The organism is Cardinium endosymbiont of Culicoides punctatus (assembly GCF_004354815.1).
Classification (GTDB): Bacteria; Bacteroidota; Bacteroidia; order Cytophagales; family Amoebophilaceae; genus Cardinium.
On record NZ_QWJI01000007.1, the window covers coordinates 1 to 26,030 of the forward strand.

At 30.6% G+C, this 26,030-nt stretch carries 24 protein-coding genes and 1 pseudogene; 12 read left to right on the plus strand and 13 right to left on the minus strand.

All coding sequences use genetic code 11. The features are described from left to right. Positions 1-369, minus strand: a complete 369-nt coding sequence (locus tag CCPUN_RS01805) for a helix-turn-helix domain-containing protein (RefSeq protein WP_133281875.1) — start codon at positions 367-369, stop codon at positions 1-3. 139 nt (positions 370-508) lie between these two features. Here CCPUN_RS01805 and CCPUN_RS01810 point away from each other — a divergent pair, with 139 nt between their 5' ends. From CCPUN_RS01810 to CCPUN_RS01835, 6 genes are all read left to right on the plus strand, one after another. Next, positions 509-3,211 carry a CHC2 zinc finger domain-containing protein gene (locus CCPUN_RS01810; protein ID WP_133281876.1) on the plus strand — a complete coding sequence of 901 codons (2,703 nt, stop codon included), beginning with the start codon at positions 509-511 and terminating at the stop codon, positions 3,209-3,211. A gap of 132 nt (positions 3,212-3,343) precedes the next feature. Next, positions 3,344-4,258: a tyrosine-type recombinase/integrase gene (locus tag CCPUN_RS01815; protein WP_133281877.1), complete on the plus strand. Its 915-nt coding sequence runs from the start codon at positions 3,344-3,346 to the stop codon at positions 4,256-4,258. Positions 4,259-4,394: 136 nt separating this feature from the next. Then, positions 4,395-5,255: a tyrosine-type recombinase/integrase gene (locus CCPUN_RS01820; RefSeq protein ID WP_133281878.1), complete on the plus strand. Its 861-nt coding sequence runs from the start codon at positions 4,395-4,397 to the stop codon at positions 5,253-5,255. Positions 5,256-5,478: 223 nt separating this feature from the next. Beyond that, entirely contained in the window at positions 5,479-6,759 is a 1,281-nt protein-coding gene (locus CCPUN_RS01825) for a hypothetical protein (RefSeq protein WP_133281879.1), read from the plus strand. A gap of 9 nt (positions 6,760-6,768) precedes the next feature. After that, on the plus strand, positions 6,769-7,338 hold the full coding sequence (locus tag CCPUN_RS01830) for a hypothetical protein (protein ID WP_133281880.1): 570 nt from the start codon (positions 6,769-6,771) through the stop codon (positions 7,336-7,338). Further along, positions 7,339-7,974: a hypothetical protein gene (locus tag CCPUN_RS01835; protein WP_133281881.1), complete on the plus strand. Its 636-nt coding sequence runs from the start codon at positions 7,339-7,341 to the stop codon at positions 7,972-7,974. It begins immediately after the preceding gene. A 35-nt stretch (positions 7,975-8,009) separates the two neighbouring features. On the opposite strand, the gene CCPUN_RS01840 is transcribed toward CCPUN_RS01835, so the two are convergent. Continuing rightward, positions 8,010-9,851: an AAA family ATPase gene (locus CCPUN_RS01840; protein WP_165941900.1), complete on the minus strand. Its 1,842-nt coding sequence runs from the start codon at positions 9,849-9,851 to the stop codon at positions 8,010-8,012. A gap of 489 nt (positions 9,852-10,340) precedes the next feature. Here CCPUN_RS01840 and CCPUN_RS01845 point away from each other — a divergent pair, with 489 nt between their 5' ends. Beyond that, positions 10,341-10,934, plus strand: a complete 594-nt coding sequence (locus CCPUN_RS01845) for a recombinase family protein (protein ID WP_133281883.1) — start codon at positions 10,341-10,343, stop codon at positions 10,932-10,934. 448 nt (positions 10,935-11,382) lie between these two features. Then, positions 11,383-13,221 carry an AAA family ATPase gene (locus CCPUN_RS01850; protein WP_165941901.1) on the plus strand — a complete coding sequence of 613 codons (1,839 nt, stop codon included), beginning with the start codon at positions 11,383-11,385 and terminating at the stop codon, positions 13,219-13,221. 128 nt (positions 13,222-13,349) lie between these two features. Here the strand turns inward: CCPUN_RS01850 and CCPUN_RS01855 are convergent, their stop codons facing one another. The 8 genes and pseudogenes from CCPUN_RS01855 to CCPUN_RS01890 form a co-directional block, all read right to left on the minus strand. After that, on the minus strand, positions 13,350-13,592 hold the full coding sequence (locus tag CCPUN_RS01855; protein ID WP_133281885.1) for an RpnC/YadD family protein: 243 nt from the start codon (positions 13,590-13,592) through the stop codon (positions 13,350-13,352). Positions 13,593-14,041: 449 nt separating this feature from the next. Continuing rightward, the gene (locus tag CCPUN_RS01860) at positions 14,042-14,797 is read right to left on the minus strand and encodes an ISAs1 family transposase (protein WP_165941902.1); all 756 of its coding nucleotides are present in this window, start codon (positions 14,795-14,797) and stop codon (positions 14,042-14,044) included. 217 nt (positions 14,798-15,014) lie between these two features. After that, positions 15,015-15,170 carry a hypothetical protein gene (locus tag CCPUN_RS04695; protein ID WP_165941903.1) on the minus strand — a complete coding sequence of 52 codons (156 nt, stop codon included), beginning with the start codon at positions 15,168-15,170 and terminating at the stop codon, positions 15,015-15,017. 145 nt (positions 15,171-15,315) lie between these two features. Further along, positions 15,316-15,822, minus strand: a pseudogene (locus CCPUN_RS04950) (IS3 family transposase); the annotation flags it as partial. Between the two features lie 18 nt (positions 15,823-15,840). Beyond that, a complete protein-coding gene (locus CCPUN_RS04955) occupies positions 15,841-16,104 on the minus strand; it encodes a helix-turn-helix domain-containing protein (protein ID WP_133281888.1) in 264 nt (87 codons plus the stop codon). A 209-nt stretch (positions 16,105-16,313) separates the two neighbouring features. Beyond that, complete coding sequence (locus CCPUN_RS04875) at positions 16,314-16,490, minus strand: type II toxin-antitoxin system RelE/ParE family toxin (RefSeq protein ID WP_320410533.1); 177 nt, start codon at positions 16,488-16,490, stop codon at positions 16,314-16,316. Positions 16,491-16,626: 136 nt separating this feature from the next. Next, entirely contained in the window at positions 16,627-16,875 is a 249-nt protein-coding gene (locus CCPUN_RS01885) for a hypothetical protein (protein ID WP_133281890.1), read from the minus strand. Positions 16,876-16,885: 10 nt separating this feature from the next. Continuing rightward, a complete protein-coding gene (locus tag CCPUN_RS01890; RefSeq protein ID WP_204594639.1) occupies positions 16,886-17,221 on the minus strand; it encodes a helix-turn-helix domain-containing protein in 336 nt (111 codons plus the stop codon). Between the two features lie 46 nt (positions 17,222-17,267). Here CCPUN_RS01890 and CCPUN_RS01895 point away from each other — a divergent pair, with 46 nt between their 5' ends. Together CCPUN_RS01895 and CCPUN_RS01900 are read left to right on the plus strand one after the other, a co-directional pair. Then, positions 17,268-17,510, plus strand: a complete 243-nt coding sequence (locus CCPUN_RS01895) for a hypothetical protein (protein WP_165941904.1) — start codon at positions 17,268-17,270, stop codon at positions 17,508-17,510. An 80-nt stretch (positions 17,511-17,590) separates the two neighbouring features. Then, entirely contained in the window at positions 17,591-18,439 is an 849-nt protein-coding gene (locus CCPUN_RS01900) for a transposase family protein (protein ID WP_133281893.1), read from the plus strand. Between the two features lie 64 nt (positions 18,440-18,503). Here CCPUN_RS01900 and CCPUN_RS01905 read toward each other — a convergent pair whose 3' ends face one another. The 3 genes from CCPUN_RS01905 to CCPUN_RS01915 all read right to left on the minus strand — a co-directional run bounded on the left by CCPUN_RS01905 (position 18,504) and on the right by CCPUN_RS01915 (position 21,422). Further along, entirely contained in the window at positions 18,504-18,950 is a 447-nt protein-coding gene (locus CCPUN_RS01905) for an Rpn family recombination-promoting nuclease/putative transposase (protein WP_133281894.1), read from the minus strand. Positions 18,951-19,237: 287 nt separating this feature from the next. Continuing rightward, entirely contained in the window at positions 19,238-20,614 is a 1,377-nt protein-coding gene (locus CCPUN_RS01910) for a hypothetical protein (RefSeq protein WP_133281895.1), read from the minus strand. A gap of 106 nt (positions 20,615-20,720) precedes the next feature. Further along, positions 20,721-21,422: a hypothetical protein gene (locus CCPUN_RS01915; protein ID WP_133281896.1), complete on the minus strand. Its 702-nt coding sequence runs from the start codon at positions 21,420-21,422 to the stop codon at positions 20,721-20,723. A gap of 1,148 nt (positions 21,423-22,570) precedes the next feature. On the opposite strand from CCPUN_RS01915, the gene CCPUN_RS01920 reads away from it, so the two are divergent. Both CCPUN_RS01920 and CCPUN_RS01925 read left to right on the plus strand, forming a co-directional pair. After that, positions 22,571-23,245: an ankyrin repeat domain-containing RING finger protein gene (locus tag CCPUN_RS01920; protein WP_165941905.1), complete on the plus strand. Its 675-nt coding sequence runs from the start codon at positions 22,571-22,573 to the stop codon at positions 23,243-23,245. 453 nt (positions 23,246-23,698) lie between these two features. Next, positions 23,699-24,469 carry an RING finger protein gene (locus tag CCPUN_RS01925; protein ID WP_133281898.1) on the plus strand — a complete coding sequence of 257 codons (771 nt, stop codon included), beginning with the start codon at positions 23,699-23,701 and terminating at the stop codon, positions 24,467-24,469. The last annotated feature ends 1,561 nt before the right edge of the window (positions 24,470-26,030 follow it).

A 26,030-nucleotide genomic window follows, 5' to 3' on the forward strand; every position in this document is an offset into this window, starting at 1 on the left:
CTATAGAGATGCAATATTTTTCTTAAAAAAATCTTTAAATTTTTTCTTTGTTAGAAATGTATCGATCATTTTAAAGATCATAGACTTTTCTTCTTCTTCCAGTTCATTGATAAGTTTTACTTGTTCCATTAATGTTTTATCTTCAACTACAATATCATCTGGTACATTACCTCCAAAATGTACTAGCTGATCAATTGTCATTCCAAAATATTTAGCAATTTTATCAATTGCTTCAATAGAGAGTTCTCGCTCACCGTTTTCGACCTTAGAATAATTAGAACGGTGCATATGTACTAATTCAGCAATTTGCTGTTGCGTTAAGCCTTTTTTCTTTCTTATTCCTTTTATAGTTTTTCCAATATGTTTCATAATGTACTTTTATTTTAGATTAAAGTTATCATTTAGGAATATATCAAGCAATATTAATAGTTTTTGACAAGTAAGATATTGCCTATTTGACACATTATTTTTATCTTTGATAAGTATCAAAAAAGAACAAGTAAATTTTATGGAGATAAAAGAGATTCTACAAAAACTGTCTATACAGACCGTTTTATCCCATTATGGGATCCAAATAAACCGTAATAAAATGATACGTTGTCCCTTTCACAATGACAAAACCCCAAGCATGCAGGTCTATCCAGACACCAATAAAGTATTCTGTTTCAGTGGTAATTGTAATAAAAATGTACAACCCATGGATACCATCCAGTTTATCCAAGAGAAAGAAAAGATTACCAAATACGAAGCCATAATGAAAGCAAAAAGTCTTATTTGCATAAGCATAGAACCACATGTATCTAAATCCATTACGCAACAAGCGGACCTATCAGAAGTATTTTCTAGGCTTAAACAAAGCCTTTTCAGCAGTAGTAAAGCTAGATCTTATGCAGAAAATAGACGCATATACAGTGCTAAATTAGAAGTAGGCTATAATACAGGAACCTATTATAATCAATTAAAAAATTGTATTATTTTTCCTTTAAAAGACAGAGGTAATAACATTATAAGCCTTTACGGAAGACATATAGAAAACAAAGGAAAAGATGACAGACATTTTTATACATCTAATAGACAAGGCCTTTATCCAGGTTATCCAAAAGCTGATACGAAAATCATTATCATCACAGAAAGTATAATAGATGCAGCTACTATACAGCTTTATACCAACCATAAAGTATTATCTCTATATGGAACCAATGTTTTCAATGAAGAACATAAAACGGCATTAGCCTCTTTAGAAAACCTTCAAGAAATTATCTTCTTTTTAAATGGCGATGCAGCAGGCAGAGCATGGACACAGAAACACAGTCTTATGCTACATGAATTACTGCCAAAAGTAAAGATATCCAACGTCATAACACCAGAAAATGAAGATGTAAACAGCCTTATTATTAGCCATTATCCAGAAATCTTAGAACACCTTATCCAAGAACGTATCCAGATTTTTTCTTCACTTGAATCACCTCACCCCTCTACTGTTTTTTCTTCACTTGAAAACTCAGCTAAAAAAAAAGATTGTACTACCCTTTTTTCTTCATCAGAAGAAAGCGATTCTTCAGTTCTTTTTTCTTCATTTGAAGCCTCAACTGAAAAAAACATACAAGTAGCAGAAAATGTGAATGAAACAATGATCCCTACAACAGGAAAATTAAACACCACAAATCCTGATTACATCAGCTTTTCATATGAGAACCTACTATTTTCTATTATTGGAGGAATCGCCTTATACCCACTAGACAAATTAAGAATCACATTAAAAATACAAATAGCACAAAGCTCTAACCCACTACATGCCATTCGACAAAGCAACTTAGACCTATATAGCGAAGAACAAATACAACGCTTTATTAAAACAGTATCAGAGAAATTAGAAATAGGAACCAAACACCTAAACTATGCCATAGCAGCACTTATTACCCTGCTAGAAGATTATCGTCATGCTCGTATAGAAGCTCAACAACCTAAAGTAGAAAAACCAAAAATATTAACTTCGGCTAGAAAAGAAGAACTCATTGCCTTCCTCCAAACACCAAGCCTCTACAAAAAACTAAACGAACTTATCAGTAAAACAGGTGTAATAGGAGAAATAGTCAACAGACTAATTATGTGGACCGTATTTACCTCGAGGCTTACCGATAACCCCTTACACATTATATGTTTAGGTGCATCAGGAACAGGAAAAACTTATTTGCAAGAACGTATGAGTGAACTCATACCAAAGCAACATAAAATAAGCTTCACAGCCTCAACAGAAAATGCACTTTACTATGTTGGGAAAACAGATCTTAAAAATAAACTCATCCTTATTGAGGATATGGACGGAGCAAACAGTATGCTCTTTGTATTACGTGAGTTACAAAGCAAAGGCTATGTAAGTAAAATCGTTCCCATGAAAGATAGCAAAGGAAATATGAAAACCATTTTATTAGAAGTAGAAGGCCCTATCTGCCTATATGGAACTACAACTAAAGAGCGTATGTATGAAGATAACGCCAACCGTTGTCTGCTAATTTATCTTGATAATACGGATAAACAGCAACAAAATATTATGCAGTATCAAAGACTTCTGAGTGCTGGAAAAATAAACAAAGCTGAAGAAGAAGCTACCAGAGAATTTTTACAAGACATACAACTCATATTACGTCCTATAACTGTGGTTAATCCCTTTGCAGATCAGTTAATTATTCCTTCAAGTGTATTCAAACCCCTTCGTACCAATGCCCATTACTTACAATTTATAGAAGCGATAACCTTTGTACATCAATACCAAAGAGAAATAAAGAGAACATCTACCAGTACTCCTTATATAGAAACCACTTTAGAAGATATAGAATTAGCCAATAAACTTTTAAAAGAAGTTTTGCTAGCTAAAAGCGATGAACTTACTAAATCCTGTCGAGATTTTTTAGAAACGCTCAAAAACTTGCTATTAAAAGAAAATAAGGCCAGTTTCTTTAGAAGTGATATCAGAAATTGGCTAAGAATCCATCCCGACAACCTACGTCACTATTTGGCACAGCTAACTAAATATGGCTATATCAAAATAGTAGGAGGCAATAAATATACCACAGGATTTGAGTACGAAATAACTGATAGAGAAGAATATACCAGATTACAAAACCAAGTACAAACAGCATTAGACGAAGCCCTATCTAAATTAAAAGAAATTACAGCAGTTAAAAATCCGTTCGCAACTCAACCGTTTTAATACATTGATAATGAATACTTTTATTTCAGTTGCGAATGTTGCGAATGTTGCGAACGGTTGCGAATTGAGCTAATTCGCAACTTAAACTACTGAAAATGATATAAAATACTATAGTTGCGAACTAAAAATAAAATGGAAGTAAGCGGACGAAAATTTTTACCCCCTGCCACCCCCTTTCAAAGCCATCAATTCTCCTTTATAAAATGGTTACAATGTTTAGGATATGCTATGGAAACCATCAAAGGCTATAAAAGAAAGTTGACAACGTTTTTTTGTTGGTTAGAAAAACATCATATCAAAGACTTATCTGATATTACTCCCAATCATTTAGCTTCCTACAATCAATTTTTACATCAAAAAAAAAACTTACGAAAAGTAGGTGGACTTGGTTCTTCTTACATTCAGAGCCATATCAATATTGTTTGCTTATTAAGCAAATACCTGGAACTTACTGGAGAACAAAAAATATTTACAGGTAATATCCGTGTTGAATCCAACATAGCAAGCCAAAGAAAGATTCTTACTCAAGAAGAAATAAATCAACTATACGAATCTACTGATGACAGTCTTAACGGTCTAAGAGACAGAGCTATTTTAGGACTCTATTACGGTTGTGGGTTAAGATGTTGTGAAGGAATACGATTAAAAACAAATCATATTGATTATAAAAAACAACTTTTATATGTAGCACCTAGTAAAAACTATAGAGACAGGTTTATTCCTATGAATGATCGCATTACTAAAGATTTACAAGATTACGAGACCTATAGCAGACCTAATTTTATTTATAACCATAACACCATACTATTTTTGCTGAGACCAGGTGGACATTCATTAAATAATAGTTTCTTGAATAATAGATTAAAACATTTATTAGAGAAAGCAAAAATAAAACAAGAAATCAGTCTACACAGTTTGCGTCATTCTATAGCCACTCATTTTTTACATCAAGGTATGCCATTAGAACAAATTAGTAAATTTTTAGGGCACATCACATTAGAAAGTACACAAATTTATACACGAATTGCAGAAGAACTAAACACATAAAAAATATTTTTACTTTGATATAAAGCAATATATATATTTATTCTTCACTTGAAAACACCTGAATAAAATCAATTATCTTAATTATAGTTTTTTCTTCATTTGAAATTAGCATTACTAACAAAAATATCTCACCATCATGCACAACGATCTTACATCTTACTTAACGGAAAAAAGATTTGCAAGAAAGACAATAAAAAGAATAGTACATTGTGCTAACCATTATATAAACTGGCTTACAGTCAATAATATCCATATAAAAGAAGCAACCTATAAAGATTTAATCAACTACATTACATACCTACAAAAAAGCAAAAGCAAACAAGTAACCAATGAACACTTAAAGTCCATAAGTTATTATTATCGCAGCGCAGATATTCCAGATATTGCCTATCAAGTACGTATAAAAGGCATTGAAAGAAAACAACAAATATTATTTACTGAAGAAGAACTTGATCATATTTATCACAGTTATCTTCCAGAAGATCAGCAAAGTCTTTTTAGACATAGCAATAAAATATTATTGAGTTTTAGTATTTATCAAGCATTAGATACCAGTGATATGGCACGTTTAGAAATCCAACACCTAAACTTACAAACTGGGAAACTATATGTTCCAGCTAGTCAAAAAAGGAAAGTAGCCCGTACATTAGACTTAGTATCTCATCAGATATTACAATTGCATTATTATATAGAAAACCATAGAGATAAAAGCACCGAAAAACTTATTAGTCCTCAGGCAGCTAACGAGAACAAGTTTTATCATCAACTTCGGATCCTGAACAAACAAATGCGTCATCATGGATGTAATTTACAAATGAATATCAGTTGTTTAAAACAATTTAGACAATCTAGAATCACACTTTGGATTAAACAATACGGTTTACGTAAAACACAATACTATGCAGGATTTAAATCTGTCAATAGTGTTGAATCATACAAACAGAAAGACAGTGAGGATTTACGGAAATATATTTTGCAGTTCCATCCATTACAATAGTTTTAATTTGATATACAGTAATATAGTTGCTTTTTTCTCTTCATTTGAAACCAAATTAATTTGCTATTTATTTTTTCTTTCACTTGAATACGAACGGATCTGTTATCAATTTTTTTCTTCACTTGAAAAATCTATCCTATAAAAATCAAATAAAAATATCAGATAATCCGATTATAAATCGTAGATTAACAACATGAAAAGGTGTCTAAACTTTATTATTTTTATGTTTTTTGTGGTGTATAGCAATGCCACAAAAAGTGATTTTTCCATCAAGTCCGTAGGACTTGAGGAAGGCGATATTACGGTACATACTTTATCAGAAAATACCTCCTATAGCTCTAAACCGAATACAGAAAAAACACAATTACAAAGCTATTATAATAACTTAGGCCCTTCTACCCCTCAAGGGTTGGCTGATTCGTTTAAAGGCCAAATTGCCAGTAAACTGACTAACTCGATTAAAAACAATCTGATTAACCCAGGGATGAGTTATGGGGTGAATGCTTTGACGAGTAAGATGTTTGCAACACAAGAGGCAGCTGTCAAAGAGTTAAGGGTCAAGGTACAAACAGATCGCAATACGAGAGATAGGGCCAACACCTTAGCCAATGCAAATGCTAAAAAAGCCAAACAAGAAGCAAAGGCAAAACGCAAAGAGGAGAGAGATAAAGCCAAAGGTAAAAACAACAAAAAAGCTCCTAAAGAAAAAACACCTGTAGAACTTAATGAACATGCTAAAAAAGGGCTAGAAAAGCTAGAACAAGATGGTAACCTCCGTGATACTACAGAGTTAGCCTTGGCTTCTGGAGAAACTGGCCGCCCTGTTTATGTGTATGATGAAAATGGTAAACTAAAATATGTAGTAGGGGATGATCTTCCTGGTGAGCCTTTTTTGGTAAAACATATACTTCCTACATCGGATAATCCAGGCCACTTTACTCCTCTAGATAAAAGTCTGGCTGATAAGGTTATTCCATCAGGGAAGAATAATTGTGCGTTAGACTCTCTTATGGTACAAATGTCACCTGATGAGCGTGAAAGTCATGGTATCCACAGTGCAGATGATCTAAAGAAAAAGATGATCGATACGCTTCGTAATAATCCAGAAGAGGCGAATGATGCTTTCCAAATGCGTGATCGGCTAGCAGAAATAGCGCCAGATAGGGTCATAGATGGGGGGGCGGCATTATCTGCTATGGCAAAAGCAGGTATGGCTGCAGATGCTTGGCTAGACAGAAACCCAGATATCAAAAACCTTATTGATAAGGGCATTGATGTTGCTAATGTTGCTGTTCTACTTAAAACAGCTCCTGCTCTATTCACACTAGCTTGGCAAAGTCCTGCAATATTTGCTGCTATTGTAGCTACTACTGCTGTTGCCTACACATTGGTTAATGATATCTATGAAAAAGTTATTCAGGAAACAGGTCTTCGTACAGAAGAAGTACATCAAAAAATAGGGAACTATTTAAAAACTATTGATTCCGACCTAACAAATGAATAAGCGCTATTCTTGGCAAAAGCTAGTACAACGCTCATAGAAGGTGCTGGACGTTTAGCTGCAAATTTTGTAACGGGAAAGGTAACGAACAAGGTTTCAAAGAAGTTGGTTAATGCTCTACAAAATCATGGGAATAAAAATGGAAAAGTAATCGGTGATGCGGAAGAAAAAATTGGATCTTCTAGTTCAAGCGGGTTAGAGACTGGGAATGGTAAAATTCCAGAAGGGTTTAGTAAAATGGCTAAAGGGGATAGACCAAGTATTCCAGGTAAAGATGGTCATTATATAGAACCTAGAACATTAAATCAACAATTAGCATTAAAGGAAGCAATGTCAGGAGGTGGTGGAAATGGAGTAACAATAAAAAAAATTCTTACTAAAAACCCTGCAGAAGTTACTAGAAAAATACATCTTTTAACAGATCCTAGACTAAAAGATCTTAATGTTGAAAAATATAAATATTTAAGAGAGTTTACAGATCCTAAAACAGGAGAAGTAATTGATCGTGTTCAAATTCACTACTTTAAAGATAGTACGACTGGTGAAATTTTTGATGTTAAATTTAAAGATATAGGATATTAAATGTTAGTAAAGTGCATTAAAGAAGATGAAGAACGTTTCATATCAGAAAATAGATATTATGTGGTATATGCATGGGTTTACTTTAAAGGAATTGGGATTTATATTTGTGAAAATATCAGTGATTATTGTCCATACCCACATGATTTAGAAAATTTCGAAATCATTGACAATAGACTCTCAAGATATTTTTGCTTTGGTAATTATAATACAAACTACGGTATAAAAGAACTTGTCCCAATTTTTACATTTAAAGAGTGGGCAGAAGACCAATATTTTTGGAGACAGCTATTTGATAGTGGGGATTATACACCACCTGAATATGAAGAAAAAGCACGTAATACTGATTATCAAGGAATTTTTAATCACTATAAAAAGCTTATGGATTATGAGTTTTTTAATCCTAATTTATTGCCTCAAGTTCATGATCCAGAAAATAAATACAAAATAGAACAACTAGATGAAAGACTAGTAATGTGTTGGAACTGTGAAAATGCATGGGAAATTGAAACAGACAATGAAATGATAGAATGTTCACGTTGCCATAATGTGTATGTGAATATTATTATTCCAGGATTGTCAGAAAAAGCAGATTTATTTTTTGAAAAAAGAGATATTACAAGTAAAAATATTGATTAACAAGAGGATTTTGAATAGATTGTGTAAAATATTTGTTATCCTCGTTGTCTGTTAACTTCCCTATCACGTATATGCTTACGGCTACCAAGAATAGCATCTTTAGTAGTTTGATTGCCATCTTCATCGTAGATGGTAAAATCAAATTTTTGTTCAACATTACGAATTTTACTAGAGAAATTAAGTCCTATAAGGACTATATTTTTGTCTTTATAAAGAAACTTTTCCCTATAATTATTACCTTCTATCTGACCTAAAGCAGTATTAGAATTTTGGTCATGTTTTAATTCAAATATATAGGTAACATCACTTAATGAGTCAATAACAATATCTATCCTACCTTCACTAGTAGCATGTTCACTAAGTGGATTTAGTTCCGCTCCTTCCAATAAACAGTGTAAAGCTGTATGGTAGTAGGCTTCATTTCTATTATGCTTTGGATTAGATAAATTAGAGGGTATACTTGACATGCATGATCTAATAACTTTAACAAAACCTTCTAGATCTATATCTTTCAGTTTTGTAATTATTTTATCTTTAATTTTTTCACCTTCTAATTTCGATTTTTTCTTAAATTCTGGTACTAAAAAATCATAAAAAGAATCTTCAACTTCATCATTAGGAAATTCTAGTAATATTGGCTCATTAGGTCTAATAAATCTTCCTTGTTCTATTTTATTTTTATATCCCTTGATAGTTAGATAGCCTGCTTGAAACATAGCGCCTTCTATAGTTAAACTATCCTCATTGTGTTCTATTAATTTAGATTTTACAACTTCAATAGGCTGAGTAGAAAAGTTTATATCAGCATTTAACTTATTCATTTTATTCACTAAAAATGTAGGCGTTCCTGTATTAATCCAATAGTTATCTAATTCATTACGACTTAAAAACATTAATGTTGACAATGGATTATATACAGATATCGTCTTTTCTCCAGGATGAAATTTATAACCATTATACATATCACGCATTTCACCAATTAGTATATCTCTACTTACATTTCTTTCTTCTGCTAACTCATCTATTTTTTTACTGTAAACAGAACCTTTCTGTAATAAATCTTCTTCTTTATAACCAGCTATAGTTTCATAGTTTTTATCTAAAGTAATATCATTTAGATTATTCGGTCCAGATTTACATTCTTTAAAACAGTAAGCACTAACACCTGTGACAAATTCTAATTTAATTTTATTGTCAAGAGAAAGATCCTTTATAACTGTCAAAAAATTTCGAACTACTTCACGATTTTTTTCTTTTATAATTGGATCTGATTGATTAATAAAAGGAGCATCATATTCGTCTACCAGGACGACTACTTTAGGTTCGTAACCTTCTAAGGTTATTAAGTTATCAACTAAGTCTATACAATATTCTTGAAAAGTATCATCTTCTTTTTTAGAAGAAATAGTTGTTAATGATTCCCTAAAAGCAAGTATTTTTTCTTCTACGCCATATTTTATAGCTATTCTTTGTAAAGATTTATGAATTGATTGTTTTAGATTTTCAGGTGTTTCATTAACTAATCTTGAAAAACTCAACCTAATGACAGGATATTTCTTCCAATCATAGTTAGTTTTATTATAGATATGGCAATCTTGAAATAGCTCTTTATTTCCTTTAGCTATTTCTTCTAATGTGCTAACAAATAAGGATTTTCCAAATCTACGGGGACGGGAGAGAAAGATGAATTTATTAACACCAGACATTAATGTATAAGCATGATCAGTCTTATCTACATAATACTGTGTAGATAACATTTCTTCTATAGAAACAACACCAATAGGGATATTGTCATAACCTAATTTCTGCCTTTTATTATCATGATCTATTTGCATATCTTCATCTGATTTTTGATGGCCTGAATATATTTGCCCCATACTATGCTTATTTGTTTTACATGAAAATAAAGATAGTATAAGAAACAGTAATACTGCATAAAACCTTGTGTTTTTTTTGGAAACCATTTTTAAATCATTTGTTTTTTCCGCTCGATATGTCTTAATGAGCTATGTAGGCAGTAATAGAGAAGACTACATTAATAATATTTGTAACAAACGTACCACTATTTCTCATGAAGACAGTCAGGGCTATATATTTTTAGTTACTCTATGAATATACAAAAACGTTTTAATACTATTGGTTACATCTGAACAAACATTACGTGATTTTATCACGAGGATTTTGAAAAGATTGTATAAAATGTTTGTAACTCTCCAGGAACCTTAATTCTTAAAACGAGCGTTTTAGGAACAAGGAAGAGTGTCTTCCAAAACCTCAAATAAGGCAGCCAAATCTTGTCCCTTTTCCTTGTTCGGAAAATAATATTCTTTTACTTTTACCAAAAACCTATTTAAAAACAAATTTTTATGCTCATTGGATATGCTCGTGTTTCAACCATGGACCAGAACATTGCACTGCAAATGGATGCTTTGCGTATGGCCGGGTGTGAAAAAATTTTTACGGAAAGTGCTTCAGGCTCTCATAAAGATAGACCACAATTAAAAGCTGCCCTTGAATATTTACGTTCAGGAGATACGCTTGTTGTCTGGAAACTCTCTAGATTAGCACGATCCCTTACTCAAGTAATCAAAACAGTCAGTGATATTAATGAACGGAATATTGCTCTTAAAGTACTCACCCAAAATATAGATACAGCCACCCCAGAAGGGCGATTGTTCTTCCATATAACAGCTTCATTTGATGAATTTCAACGGGAATTAATCGTTGAAAATACAAGAGCCGGTCTAGTAGCTGCTAACAAACGAGGACGTAGAGGGGGAAGACCAAAATGTATGGATGAGCAAAGCATTAAAAAAGCGGAATCAATGCTCAAGGATACGCAAAACTATCCTTTCATTGGAGATGTCATTGACCAGCTCAATGTTGGCAGAACGGCTTTCTATCGTTATTTCACTTCAGACCGTATAAAACAACTACGAGGAGAGCATGTACAAATCTAAATCATGTGGATACGTTACGTACCTTTGTGAAGATGTAACCAATAGTATTAAAACATTTTCGTATTTTTACATCGTAACTAAAAAAATATAGCCTGATCTGTCTTCATGGGAGATAGTGATACACCTGTTACAGGTATCATTGATGTAGTCTTCTTTATTACTGCCTACATAGCTCATTAAGACGTATCGAGAACTAAAAAATAATATTTAAACAAGAACATAAATTAAAAACATATAGTCTGATCTGTCTTTATGGGAGATAGTGATACACCTGTTACAGGTATCATTGATGTAGTCTTATCTATTACTGCCCACATAGCTCATTAAGACATATCGAGCACTAAAAAAATGATTTAAAAAAATGGTTTCCCAAAAAAACACAAGGTTTTATGCAGTATTACTGTGTCTTATACTATCTTTATTTTCATGTAAAACAAATAAGTATGGTATGCATCAAGATCCAAAAGACTTAGAAAATAAAAGACCATTAGAAGAGGTAGAAATAGGGTCTGATAGTAAAAGACAGAAATATGGATATGATAATATCCCTATTGGTGTTGTTTCTATAGAAGAAATGTTATCTACGCAGTATTATGTAGATAAGACGAATCATGCTTATACATTAATGTCTGGTGTTAATAAATTCATCTTTCTTTCCCGTCCCCGTAGATTTGGAAAATCCTTATTTGTTAGCACATTAGAAGAAATAGCTAAAGGAAATAAAGAGCTATTTCAAGATTGCTATATCTATAATTCTGGTTATGATTGGAAGAAATATCCTGTGATTAGGGTGGACTTTTCAAAAGTAGATAATGATGACTCAGAATTACTTAAACATACTCTTATAAATAGGTTATATGATATTGCTTGTGAATACGATGTAAAAATTGATATTCCTACAGAAAAAAATCCTATTAAAGATTATACAATAAACTTAATTAACAAACTATATTCAAAATTCATAGAACTTAAAAAGACGGATGAAAGTTACGAACCTAAAATAGTCGTCTTAGTAGACGAATACGATGCTCCATTTATTAACCAATCAGATCCCGTCATAAAAGAAAGTAATCGTTTAATTGTACGAGATTTTTTAGGAGTTATTAAAAGCCTTTCTATTGACAATAAGATTAAGCTAGAATTTGTCACAGGTGTTAGTGCTTACTGTTTTAAAGAATGCAACTCTGGTCCTAATAATTTAGACGACATTACTTTAGATCAAGATTATGCAACTATAGCTGGTTATAGAGAAAAAGAAGATTTATTACAGGAGGGTTCTGCCTATTATAAACGTATAAAAGAGCTAGCCGAGGAACAAGAATTGGATACAAATACAATTATATCACATATGCGTTCCAAATATAATGGATATAAGTTTGCTACACATAAAAATACTATTTCAGTATATAACCCTTGGTCTACACTAAAATTTTTAAAACATGGTATACTAAATAACTATTGGTATAATACAGGAACGCCTACTTTTTTAACTAAAAGAGTTGATGACTCCTATTTTAACATAGATTTTAGTCAAAATATTATTACTACAGAGTATAAATTAACCAGTCCTAAAGAAAATGAGTTAAATATGGTTGGTAAAATGTTCCAATCAGGCTATCTAACTATTGATAAGTATGAACCACCATTAAAGAAAGGAGAACTTGCATCAGATACAAAGCCTTTATTAGTAACATTCCCTAATGATGAAGTAAAAGAATCTTTCTATAATTCGTTATCAGAAGAAATTGAAGAATCCTTAAAATCCAAAGGTAGAGATAGCGAGGATAACGTAAGAAATTCCCTAATAAATGTGGACATAGATGGTTTTATTTCTACCCTTGAATCTTCTTTTTCAAGTATCCCTTATTTCTTATTTTTGCAAGAACAAAATAAAAATGAAGCTTTTTACCATTCAGTGCTTCATGCTTTTTTAAGAGGAGCTAAACTGAATCCAGAAAGTGAAAAATGTTCTAATCTAGGAAGAATAGATATTGTTATTAATTCTATACCAAGTCTCACGTACATATTTGAATTAAAACATGGTCAAGATGCTAATACTGCATTAAAACAGACAGAAAATACTAAGTATATCCAACAGTATATTCGTCAGAACAAGGATATTGTTGTTATAGGAATAAATTTTGACAGTGAAGATCGTAATCTTAATGATTATGAGTGTAAATATTATGATTCAAAAGGAAATGAAATACCTGATAGAGATGCTTTTTTAGATCATATAGGTAACCGTAAAAAAAATCGTAATAGAGTTAACAGACAACGAGGATAACAAACCTTATACAAAATTTTTCAAAATCCCCTTTATTTATTCCCCAAACGACCGTTTTAAGAATAAAAAATCGATCAAGACATAAAATTGCTCAATCCAATCTTTATGACTGGAGAAAGCAAAAATATTTATACTTTATCTGTAGACAGGTTTTTGATTTCTCGTTCTGAAAGACCAGTAATACGAGAAATTTTTACCATATCAAATCCTTCTGACAACATTTCTTGAGCTATTTTAGTTGCTTTAATACGTTCCCCTTCCTGTCTTCCTTCCTGTCTTCCTTTCTTTAATCCAAGTTGCTCACCTTGTTGTATTAATCTTGTTGCTGCTGTCATCACCAATTCTTTAGTTTCTGGGCAGGGGTTTTGCACGAAATTTCAGTAATGATTATTTAGCATATTCATCCGACATTTCGCACAAAATTTTTAGATTTTTTATTTTTCGTACTGATTGCATCAATGTCAATTGCTAGCATCAAGACTATTTATTTTTATTTCAAAAACAGCATTTTATGGAAGAACATGATTAATTAGTCTCTTATTTCTTAAAGAATGATTAAAGTCATGCATTATTATGCTAAATAAAAAGTTACTATACAATAGAAAAAGAAGTATTTATTACTAATTAATCGATCTAAAAACCTATATTCTGTACAAAGTTTTACTTTGACTAGGAAGATCTGTTTCTGATATTTTTACATAATTAATTCTTAATCAGTTATAAAAATAATTAAAAATTATGTTTTTTTAGTGCGGAATTTCATATTCATGATAAGATTTTTAAAATACAAAAATCTTATCATTGCTATGCTAAATAATCATTACTGAAATTTCGTGCAAAACCCCTGTTCCGGTAGTTTACTTACATCATAGCCAAAAGCTCGACGACGAACTCTTCTACCGTGACTATCGTCGAAAGCATCAAATAGTAGATTTTCGTTACTTTCTCCAACTTTCTTAATATATTCTTCAACCGCTTTATATAGTTTTGGATGGTTACGCTTTAGACCTAAAACATAATCGCCTTTCTTCTTCACTATTATCTCGGCTATAGATTTTTGGCATCCTGCCGCATCAATAGTCACCGTATTTGTCTTTAAATCAAGCGATTCTAATAATAACGGAATTGCCGTTATCTCGTTAGATTTGCTATCGGCTTGTATCTCTCCTAAAACCAAGCCGTTCTCATGACACCAAGCACTAATTGAATAAAGACATTTTAGATCTTGCTTTTTACTGCCGCGTATAGCTTTACCGTCAATTGCAATTTGATCGCTCGGGCTTTTGTCTTTTACTATTTGCTTTGCATTAGCTCTTAACAAAGATTCTATATGATCGGGGTCTAGTAATGTAAAAACTCTCCTAAATGTCCATTCTGACGGCACTCCGTTTTTTAAATCTACATATTGTCCAAGCCATTCTCTCTTAGACTCACAGTAATCTTCTATGTCAGACCAGCTCTCACAACCAGATAGTATTCCGCACAATACCACAAATACAATCGTGCTAAATTTATAGACTACCTTCCCTTCCATTCGAGGATCAGGAATCTCATTGATTAATTGTAATATATTCATGATAAGATTTGTAAAATACAAAAATCTTATCATGAATATGCTAAATAATCATTACTGAAATTTCGTGCAAAACCCCTGATATAGATTGTGATACATTTTCTACAAACTCATGTTCATCTTTAGAAATTTTATTAGGATTCGGTATCTGTTTATTTTTTAGCATTTTATTTAAAATTTAAATACTTATTATATATAAATATAATATTAATTATATATACTATATATAGTTTTTATAGATAATATCTATAATCTCATCACAACACATAAACATTTCTTTAGTAGCTTTTTCATCTTGAGGAAAAAGCTCTACGACTCCTCTTCCAGATTTTACAGAATGTTTAAAAGAAACTCGATCTTTTATTACTGATTTCAAAATAAAATCAGGACTTATATCATTTTGTAATAAGAAATCTACCGCTTCATTTATAGATGAATTTGAATGTCTAGTTGGAACTATAGTGGACTGAAAAAACTAGACAAAATTTTTGTTAATTTTGCTTCCCATTATTTTCAGTCTATTAGGCCGCGTTTTTTAGATACCTAAGATATACATTCATTGNTTTTGATATTCAATACTTGAATGATATCTTTGATAATTATATTTACTTATATAGTCATCAATACCGTTTTTAAGATCCTTAATATGTTTAAAATCTTTAATAAGGATACAATTATATTTTAAGGTTCTAAAAAATCTTTCCATAATAATGTTATCAATACTCCTACCTTTTCCATTCATAGATATTTGAATATTATTGTTTTTCAATATCTCCGTATGATCACATCCAGTATACTGACTACCTTGATCGCTATTAAAATATCTTAGGTGCAGGATATTTAGCAAGTGCATCCTTTAATACATCAGTGACCAATGTTGCATCCAGAGAGTTAGACAATTTGTAACTTAATATCGCTTTACTGTGCCAATCTATAATAGCACCAAGATACATAAATCCACCATGAGTCCGTATATAGGTTATATCACCACTCCAAACATCATTGACATGCTCTACATGAACAGTCCTTTTTTCACCTGATTTAAGTCAATATTTGTCAAGTAAATAACTATGTATCTTATGACTACTATCCTTAATAGAAGTAGTTTTTTTCTTACATGGATAAATAGCTTTGATACCCATTATACCCATATATTTAAGGACACGATCTCTCCCTACATGCAAGCCATCTTCTTTTAATTGCCTGTATATGTAACGATAACCATAGTCAGGATTGTTACAATAAATGCTATCTATCTTATCTAAGATAGTTGAATTAGACGAACTTAATACTTTGGATGTGTAATACATCGAGCTCCGATTTATGGATAATAGGGCGCATTGTCTTGCCTTGGATAAGGTATTAAGTTTGGAATCGACAAGACTTTTTTTATTTGATGAATCAATGTCCTAATTGTTATTATGGTGAAGAAAAATTCGTCGAAATTATTCAAGAAAGCTTGAAGGCGATTGATGAATTAGAACAAAAAAGTAATATAAAATAATTTTGATAATCAGCATTATGTATTATTAATTAATTCTTGAATTTCTTTAGTGGAAAGTGTATCCTTGATACTTTTATCATAGATAGCAAAAAGTAAGACAGTCATTTCTTCAACTTTTACCAAAGTTAAAACTCTTGCCCCACCTGATTTCCCTTTTCCTTTAGATCCAATAGATAAACGTATTATATACATATTTTTACCTAATGCGATACCTTGAATAGGATTTATTTTTAGGCTTGAAATCAGTGATAAAATATCATTCTTAAGAGAAGGATATTTTTTGATCAGGTATTTAATCGTATTATTGAAATGATTAGAAAATATAATTTTATAGCTCACAGAGACCTTTGATAAAATCTTCTTCAGAAATTGTTTTTAATTTACCTTGTTTAAATAGCTTAACGTCTTTAATTCCTCTTTTAATATTAGCTAAGACTTCTTCTCTGGAGTCACCTTTATCTTCTCTTATTTTATGTTTTCTCTTTTCTTTATGAAGACGTATAATTTTGAGTGACTCTAACTCCTTTAGCAATTTAAAGGCATTATCATTAACAATATCAATAGTTATTGTTTTCATAATAATTCTTCTATTTTAGAAATGCTTTTTTTGTATTAAAATGCTGAATAACAGTATCTATAATAAAAAACAAGTGGTTTTTTGTATCAGTATCTAAGTTTTGAATACCTTCAATACGTTTAAGTACATCTTTATTGAAAGAAGCGATTTCGCCTTCCCCTATTAAAAAATCTAAACTTACATTAAAAACTTTCGCTAATTTTGCAAGCACTTCAATAGAAGGTGTGTTTGCGTTTCGTTCGTAATTTCCAATAATCGTACGAGACATTGCAGTTTTCTTAGCTAACTCAGATTGTGAAATATTACACTCTTTTCTGAGTTGAATGATACGTTCGCCTATGTTCATTATGGTTATTAAAAATCAAATACTTTTTAATCTTTTATATAAAATTATGAAAAATGGTTTAGCAAAACTAGAAGTTGGCTATAATAATGGAAGTTATTATAATCAGTTAAAAAACTGCATTATTTTTCCTTTGAAAGATAGAGACAATAACATTGTAAGCCTTTACGGAAGACATATAGAAAACAAAGACAACACAAACAGACATTTTTATACAGCCAATAGACAAGGTCTTTATCCTGGTTATTCAGCAGTAGAAACAGAAGCTATTATTATTAGACCTGTTGCGTAAGTCCCTGTTATTAGTTTTTGGAGTAAAAAAATGTTAAAATAGGGGGTAATACTTAATAACCGTATAAATACCTACCCCCTATGGGCTTAATATATAAAAAATTATCGAAACATCCATTTTCTTTACGTCGTTTATTAGGTATAGAGCTTTCTGAATTGCAAAAAATTTTATTTTTCTTAACCCCAGTTTGGGCATCTCATCTTAGTAAGCGTTATAAAGGTCCTGGTAGGCACTACAAACACGATCTAGGTAGTATGGTTTCCCTACTGTTGATTTACTATAGAAGTTATCTTACCCAAGAATTTTTGGGTTATCTATTTGATCTAGATAAATCAAATGTATGCCGTATTATTCAACAACTAGAACCTCTTCTATCTAAAATTTTACCGATTTCTTCCAAACGCTTTCTGAGCAAAGAAGAAGTTGAAACGATCATTATAGATGTGACTGAACAGCCTATTGAACGTCCTAAAAAAGATCAAGAATCTTATTATTCAGGTAAAAAGAAACAACATACGGTTAAGAAAGAAATCCGTATAAATGAGTCTGGCACCATAGTTCATCTATCAAAAACCCATCCTGGCAAAGTACATGATTTCTCTATATTTAAACAGGAACCACCTCCTGATCAAAAAAGCCTAGTATTAGCAGATTCGGGTTACCAGGGCATAGAAAATATTCATAATGATTCCATTATTCCATATAAATCAAGTAAAAATAATCCATTAACTCCAGAAAAAAAGGTATATAATCAGATTTTAGCTAGAGACAGGGTGCTAGTAGAACATAAAATACGATCCATAAAAGTATTCAAAATCATTGGAAATAGATATAGAAACAAACGAAAAAGATATGATATAAAATTTGAAATTGTAGCAGGATTGGTAAATTTAAAAAATGGATCAGCTTTCCAAAAAAGAATAGCATAACACCAAGAAAGGTAAGGGAATTATAACACCAAAGAGATCCAATAAAAAATTTTAAATAACGGACTTACGCAACAGGTCTATTTAATGCAGAGGGTAAATGCTCTTTGTTTAATAAATCATGACGGGATAAAAAGGTAACCCATCTGTCTAAACCACTGCTTACTTTCGATACGATATCGGATAATGTTGAATCTTTATCATTGATGAATTTCTTCAACTCTATGGTGTGTAATTCTAGGTCTTTGAAATAATGTATATTATTATCTATTTCCTTAATATGAAATATATTATGGTATTTCTCCGATGTAGGAATACTGGTAAAGTTAAGTATATGGATGCCGATGGCTTTAGATAAAATATCATAACTTCTAGAAATTTCTAATTGCTCTGTATACAATTTAGCCCAGTAATACAATGCACGCTTATCGTAGTCTTTGGCATCGGTAATCTGTATTTCAATATTAAATCTCTTTCCTGTACAGCTCTCTGCTTTAATATCTAAAATAGACAACTTAAACGAATTTTAAAAACAATTGATTGTTAGGTATAAATATTTTTACAAACTTTAACATACAAGCAAATGTGCTACCAAAATTTTTACCAATAATTTTATATTTCATTATAAATCATTCATAAAAACAATATCGTTTTGTATGGAATATAGGGTACCTGGGTAGTTACCTTTTAATTACCTATTCCTATTTATACGTTTGCATCATACAAGCGTATAGATTAGGAATAGGAAAAAATAAATAAGAATGCATATTGGTTAGCCTTCTAAATCACTATTTGTACTCCTTACAACATTAGTTTTTTGTGTATTTCTCTTATATAGAAATAAAATTGTTTTTTTAATGATATAAAACAAGAAAGCAGGGACCATCTTTTAGTAGGATAGACATCTTCATATAAATACATGTAATTAGAATCTTTACCATATAATGAATGGTATATTGTAATATTACCATCTGTAAAATCTATAACTGGGTATTCTATAGGGCCATACGTAAAATCTGTGAATTTATTTTTAAATGCAGGCCATCCTTTTATTAGTGAAGCATGAAAAATCCATTTTGACCTTCCAGACATAACTCCCTGTATAGCAGATATAAATTCGTTTGGTAACGACTCTATTTTTTGAATTTCCATCAATAATTGTCGTACTTCTTTATTTTTATATGCTTCTACAATAGTGGGTGGTACTTTTAAAGCTCTACAAAAATCATTCAGCATGTACATAAGCAAACTTTGTGGAATCTTATTTCTTATATAAGCATTACAACAGAATTTTACAAAAATAATATGTTGCTTTAAAGGCAATCTACGCATGGCATAAATTACTTTCTTTTTTAGCATACTATCAAATGAAGGATCTTCTATTAAATCCATCGCCTCTTGCATATAGTCAATAGGATGGAAATAAATTTCTGCAAATAATGGATCTAAGTTATGTTCCACCAACAGTGGATAATCTACTCGTTTACCATTAACAACAATTAATAGTTCAACTGATTTTTCAGGTCCTGAGTACTGATAATAACCACTTGAAAAGGATAACTGATTTGTTGTAATGGTTCTAAAAGGAGGTACCGTAATGTCTTGCATTATCTTTTTTATTTCCGGTAGCTCTTTTCTAATTTGCCATTTCCTTAAAGCATTTCCACTTAGGATAGAAGTAATATGTTCTGGTATATAGTCGAATAAGTTCCATGGAATACGCAAAGATCTGATAGCATTTAAAAAGTCTACAGTATGTATAGATTGATAATTCTTGATTAAAGGATGGCATTCTGCCAAAGAAAATCCCAATAGTATGTTCAGTAATTCTTGAGAAATAATGCCTTTTTGATAAAGCTTTATACCCTCTTGTAAGAGTAGTAGATAGTTATCTAGATCTAATTTTTCCATCCCATATATTGCAATTAATTTCTCTGCTTCGGAGCAAGAAGGGTTATTTAATAGACTAATTACGTGCGGTAAATAACAAGATGGATGTCTATAAATCCAGACAAAATCCCTAGATAAAAAAAGATTTTCAGGATTTTTATGTGGATCTGTTTTGTGAGCTATTGCAATTAACTTTTCTTCAAAGGTTACTATAGTTCCACGATTAGCACCTACAGATTGTAACCTATACCTCCAATAGTAAGTATCTATACGTAGAACTATAAGCAACTTTATGATAGTAAAACATATTATAGAGTAAAAAATCAATTTCTTTACAAGAAATAGTAATTTCTTACCAATCATTTTATCATAAATAGATAGAGTACAAATACATCTACTCTTGCCAACGCCAAAAAACCTCTTCTTGATCCCTAAAGCCAAAATCTGTTTTATCAATAATACCTTCGTAAACTGTTCCAGTAGATTCTTGATATCCAGTAACTATTGAAACATGTCCCGTTCTGCTTCCGTATTTTGCTACAACATCTCCTGGACTTGGATTTGGGCGTGTACTTCTTCCAGATGCTTCTAATGGACACCAACCTTCATCTATAACAGATCGATCTTTACTTGCCCATTGATTAGCAGATGGGGGAAATTGTTCATATCTAATAAGATCTGGATATAAATCATGTAGCCAACTCCTTATTCCAGCAAGGTCTGAACTATGATTAGGCAAACCTGGATTTGCACCGACTGCTGCAGTAACCTCCCAAACAAATTGATTACATTTAGGTTTTCCAGGACCAAAATTAAACCTATTTCCGCTTGTAAGCCAGTTTCTTCTATTTATAGGACTTTCATAATTAGCAATAGCTGTATTTGCTATATTTTGTCTAGTAGATCCAGATGAACAGTCAACGATAATCTGATTTTCATCAGTCGTTGCATTCGTTAACTCATTTATAAATTTATTTTTATCTCTACTGATCTCCTCTTTAGTCCACTCTTTTATTCCTTGAGATGTTACATTTCTGCTACAATTAGTAAAAATTATCGCAACAGATGACATTAAAATTAAGCAACTTTTTTTCATGATTGTTTATAGTTTAATAAAAAAATTGAACATGTATTTCATCCATTTAATAATAAGTATAACACAAAATCAGCTGTATTAGTACAAATTTTAATTTATTATTATGTATTTAAATACCGGTTTTTATATGTTTATGTATAATACATAAGCATATAGTCAAATAATAAAGTCGATTCACATAAATCAAGGCTATTAAAAATTTTTTACCGCTTTTAATCTTCTTTATTTATAAATTTTGAATTTGCACATAAACACAGTGATTTATAACTTAACAATACATAATGTAGTTTTACTACACATAGTGTATTATATGTTATAAGCTTTATAACTTAATTGTGTTAAATGATATGAGACACAAAGGAATTTATTTTCACTCCTATGATATACAGAATATTAAAAAATGCTGTGATAGCATAAAATGTATTAATAATAAAAGGAATACAAAACAACTAGTGCCTCTATCACGATACAATTTATACACCTTTTTGTATAAAAACAATACTTTATGTAACTTTTTGGTGGTGGTACAAATATATGATGGAATAAGTATTTGATCTTGAGTGTATTTTATGTCGTTTAATAAAAAGTGGTTAATTTTTTTAAGCAAACACATTACAGAAAGCTATTCTGAATGCCTCACTAACGTAGATGTAGTAAATAATGGCTTTAATAAAGACAAAAAACAGAATTATTTATGCAAATAAAATCAATAGACCTGTTGCGTAAGTAAGCATATCAAAAATTCAGGTTTCTATATATTAGGATTTGATTAGGATTTGAGCAAAAACGATCAAAAAAAGGACTATACAGTATATTGTTTGTTGTTTTATGATAGAAAAAAAGGATTTTCGAATAGATTTTTATCTGCTTCAAGTCTCCTAAGACTTACGCAACAGATCTACTGTTGATTACAAAATGTGTATAGAAAAAGATAGATATTTGGACATATTATTGACATTTTTTAATTTTAATTATATATTACATTATGTATAATAAAGCATAACATATAAATACTGATCTACTAATTTTTTATGAATATGAATAATATTTTATCAAAAAGAAACAAAAAGGTTTTACACATTTTTTTGATGACTCTGTCAAGTATATTTATTTCTAATTGTACTAAAAACGCATCAAATACTTCTTTGATGGGACAAATAATAGGAGGAAACTACGAACATTGTAAAGATTATAAAAAAGAAACCATCAAATCTCCTATATTCGATCCATACTTTCAACTTACTCAAAGAGTTTCTTCAACTTCATTTTCATTTAATAAAGCATACATAGAATATTTATTAGATAATATACCTGATGTAAATAAACCAGATAATCATGGAAATACTCTTTTGCATTTTGCAGCTTATAATGGCCATCGAGAAATCATTGAAATTTTACTTTCTAGAGGCGCAAATAAAAGCGCATTAAATAAAAATTACATTACCCCATTAATGTTAGCAGAAGCTAATGGCCATAATCATTTTATTGAACTACTATCTCTAGATGTATTTGATCGATCTGCAAAAAAACCAGAAAGCGTATCATTAGATATTTATTTGGATAAATGTTCTATTTGTCTTGATCAATTTAAGACAGAAGATTCTATTGTTGTATTACCATGTAGTGTTCATCATCGTTTTCATAAGGATTGTATCGTTAAATGTATTAATACAGGAAATAAGATATGTCCAATTTGTAGGCAGCTTATTAGTGAAGATTTTATAAAAAAAGATAAATTATGTTCACAGTATTTTTTTAAAAAAATTTTAGAAATGGTAATAATACCATTTAGTAACTATAATGATTATCATAGAATGTATTAGATAGGCAAAATTTAAATACTAAGGAAGGATATAAATAGACATGTTGCGTAAGTCCTAAAATTACTGAAGTTGAATAAAATTCCCTTAAAAGTTCACCAGATATACGGAATATATGGTACTTGGAGTAGTTACATAATTTTTATATTTTTATATATTAATGTCATATATAATTCGATTGATAATTCTTTGTTTTTAACAATTTGTAACTACACAGGCACCCTGTGTTCTGCATACAACAGATTTTATTTTTATAGTTGATTTGTATAAAATATAAAATTAGTTGTAAAAATTTTTGTAGTATATTTTCCGATATGTTAAAATTGATAAAAATATTTCTATTTAACAATCATTTTTTTTATAAAATTCAAAAAATGTACCTGTGGAGTTACAACAATTTTGTGCTTGAAAAGATAATAAGTAAGTATTTTTAATAGGTTTAAATATATTTTTATTATGATTTTATACAATTTTTATGCTCTATTAAAAAAAGTTAGGGGTAGTTTATATGCTATTACAATCTTATTACATGTTGTGACCAGCAGTTGTACAAGAAGATTAACGCATATGCATAATGGCACATCATCTAGTAAGACAGTACATACTACTATAGATTCAGGCAAATTGGAGGCATTAGAGGAAACAGTAAATATGTTACCTAAGTTGGGATATAAACTAGATGACCAAGATAGTGATGGCAATACATTATTACATGGATCAGTTCTTGAGAATGATCCTGATGCAGTTAATGTTTTGTTAAAAAATAGAGTTAATAAGTTTAAAGTGAATAAAGATGGAAATATGCCTTTAGATATAGCAAAGAAACATAGTTATTCTAATCTAATAGAAGTATTATCCCAAACATGTTCTATTTGCTTAGAAGATATCTATTTTCAATATTCTGGCAATATAATCATGTTAGAATGTCATCATACTCATCAAGTTCATAAAAATTGCATAATTGACTCAATTTATCTAGGAGATAAATCTTGTCCAAAATGTCCACAATGTCGTGTACAGATTAATGAAAAATTTATAGAAGAGAATAAGTTAAGAAGTTCCACATCTTCTCAGGAAACAATTCAGGAGGCAATTTCCTTTCCCGTACGAGTTACAGTTGATCATGAAGCAATGTCCTTTCCCGTAGGAGTCGTTGCTCAAGCAAGAATTCCCTACAACTCACAAGGTACTATTATTCATGAAACAAGGCTATTCCCTTTACGGTAACTCCACAGGTACCCTATACTCCGGATGAAGATAGGGGTACTACAATTAAAAAACAAGATTAGTAATAAAAAATATATTTATCGATGATTATGATGCTGATATAGATAATGCTACAAATGAAGTAATGGAGCCCACATTCCGCACCAAAAAATGCAAATCTTACAATTATTTTATAATTGATTACTAATAATTTTTATAATTGTATAGTAATATACTTTCATAGCCAAAGTAAAACTTTGTACAGAGTATAAGTTTTAGAAACTACTAATTAGTAATAATTTTTTGCTTTACTATTGTATGGTAACTTTTTATTTAGTATAATGAGGAAGCAAACCTAATCATTCATTATGAAATGAGTGTTTCATTAAACAATATATTCTACAAAATGTTGTTTTTGAAGTAATATTAAATAGTTTTGATGTTATCAATTGATCTTAATTTAATTAATAAGAATCTAAAAAAAGGTGCGGAATGTGGGATGGAGGAATTTCGTAGAGAATAACCAGAAGAATAGATGATTCCAATATGAGGATTTTGGTAAGCTATACTGGACTAACTTTTTAGGACAAATTTTTTCAGTCCACTATAGTTCTTTTGGTATATTAGGATTTGCACCATACGCTAAAAGAATACGTACATTTTCTAATTTTTGCTGTTCTGAGTATTTTTCACGTATAAAGTGGAAAAGATACTGCGATTGGAGAGCATTAGCTTTTGTGCTAATTTTACTATTGAATAATCCTTCCGTAAGCAGTTGGCGTAAGAAGTTAGTATACCCTTTTTTATCTGCTAAAGTCTTTATTATCAATGCAATAAACAGAAATCACAAATTCTGGAAGCCCCACTTCTATTCTTGAATCTAAAATTGGATCTTGAAGGTGTACCTCTTTAATTGCATTATCACCAGAGCGTTCCAGTAGGCTATTTAATAAGTCACTTGTAAATTCATTTTGATTGCCACATCATGACGAGTGCGTCGTTCATATATATTGATTGAGGGCTCATCACTGCTAATAGAAGTCGTCATAGTATTATATGATGAATTATCCATGTAGTTTTTATACTTAAGTGTATTACAGGATTGTACAATAGTGCATACTGAAGCAGTAAGTAGCATCAAATTTTTTTGACTATGATAATACTTTATATAATGTTTATAATGAATGATATTTATTTTTTTTACTGATCGATATGTCTTATGAGTTATGTAGGCAGTAACTTAAAGAAGACTATACCAATGGATACGTGTAACACACTGTATCATCATCTTCCATGAAGACAGATCCGACTACATATTTTAGTTACGATACAAAAATATAAAGATCTTGACTGTTTTTTCATCTTGTTCATACAAGATGAAAAAACAGAACACTTTCCAAATAATGAAAAACAACAAATTTTCCACTACATGGATTTAGTAATCAAGTACTATAAATATCTATCGTATTTAGTTTTTTTACTACTAGAATAAGTATCTTCCATAATAGATTTATTTACTAATTTTGATACACCACTAGTTTTTATTTCGGTGGTGGTACAAATATATGATACTAAATTACTC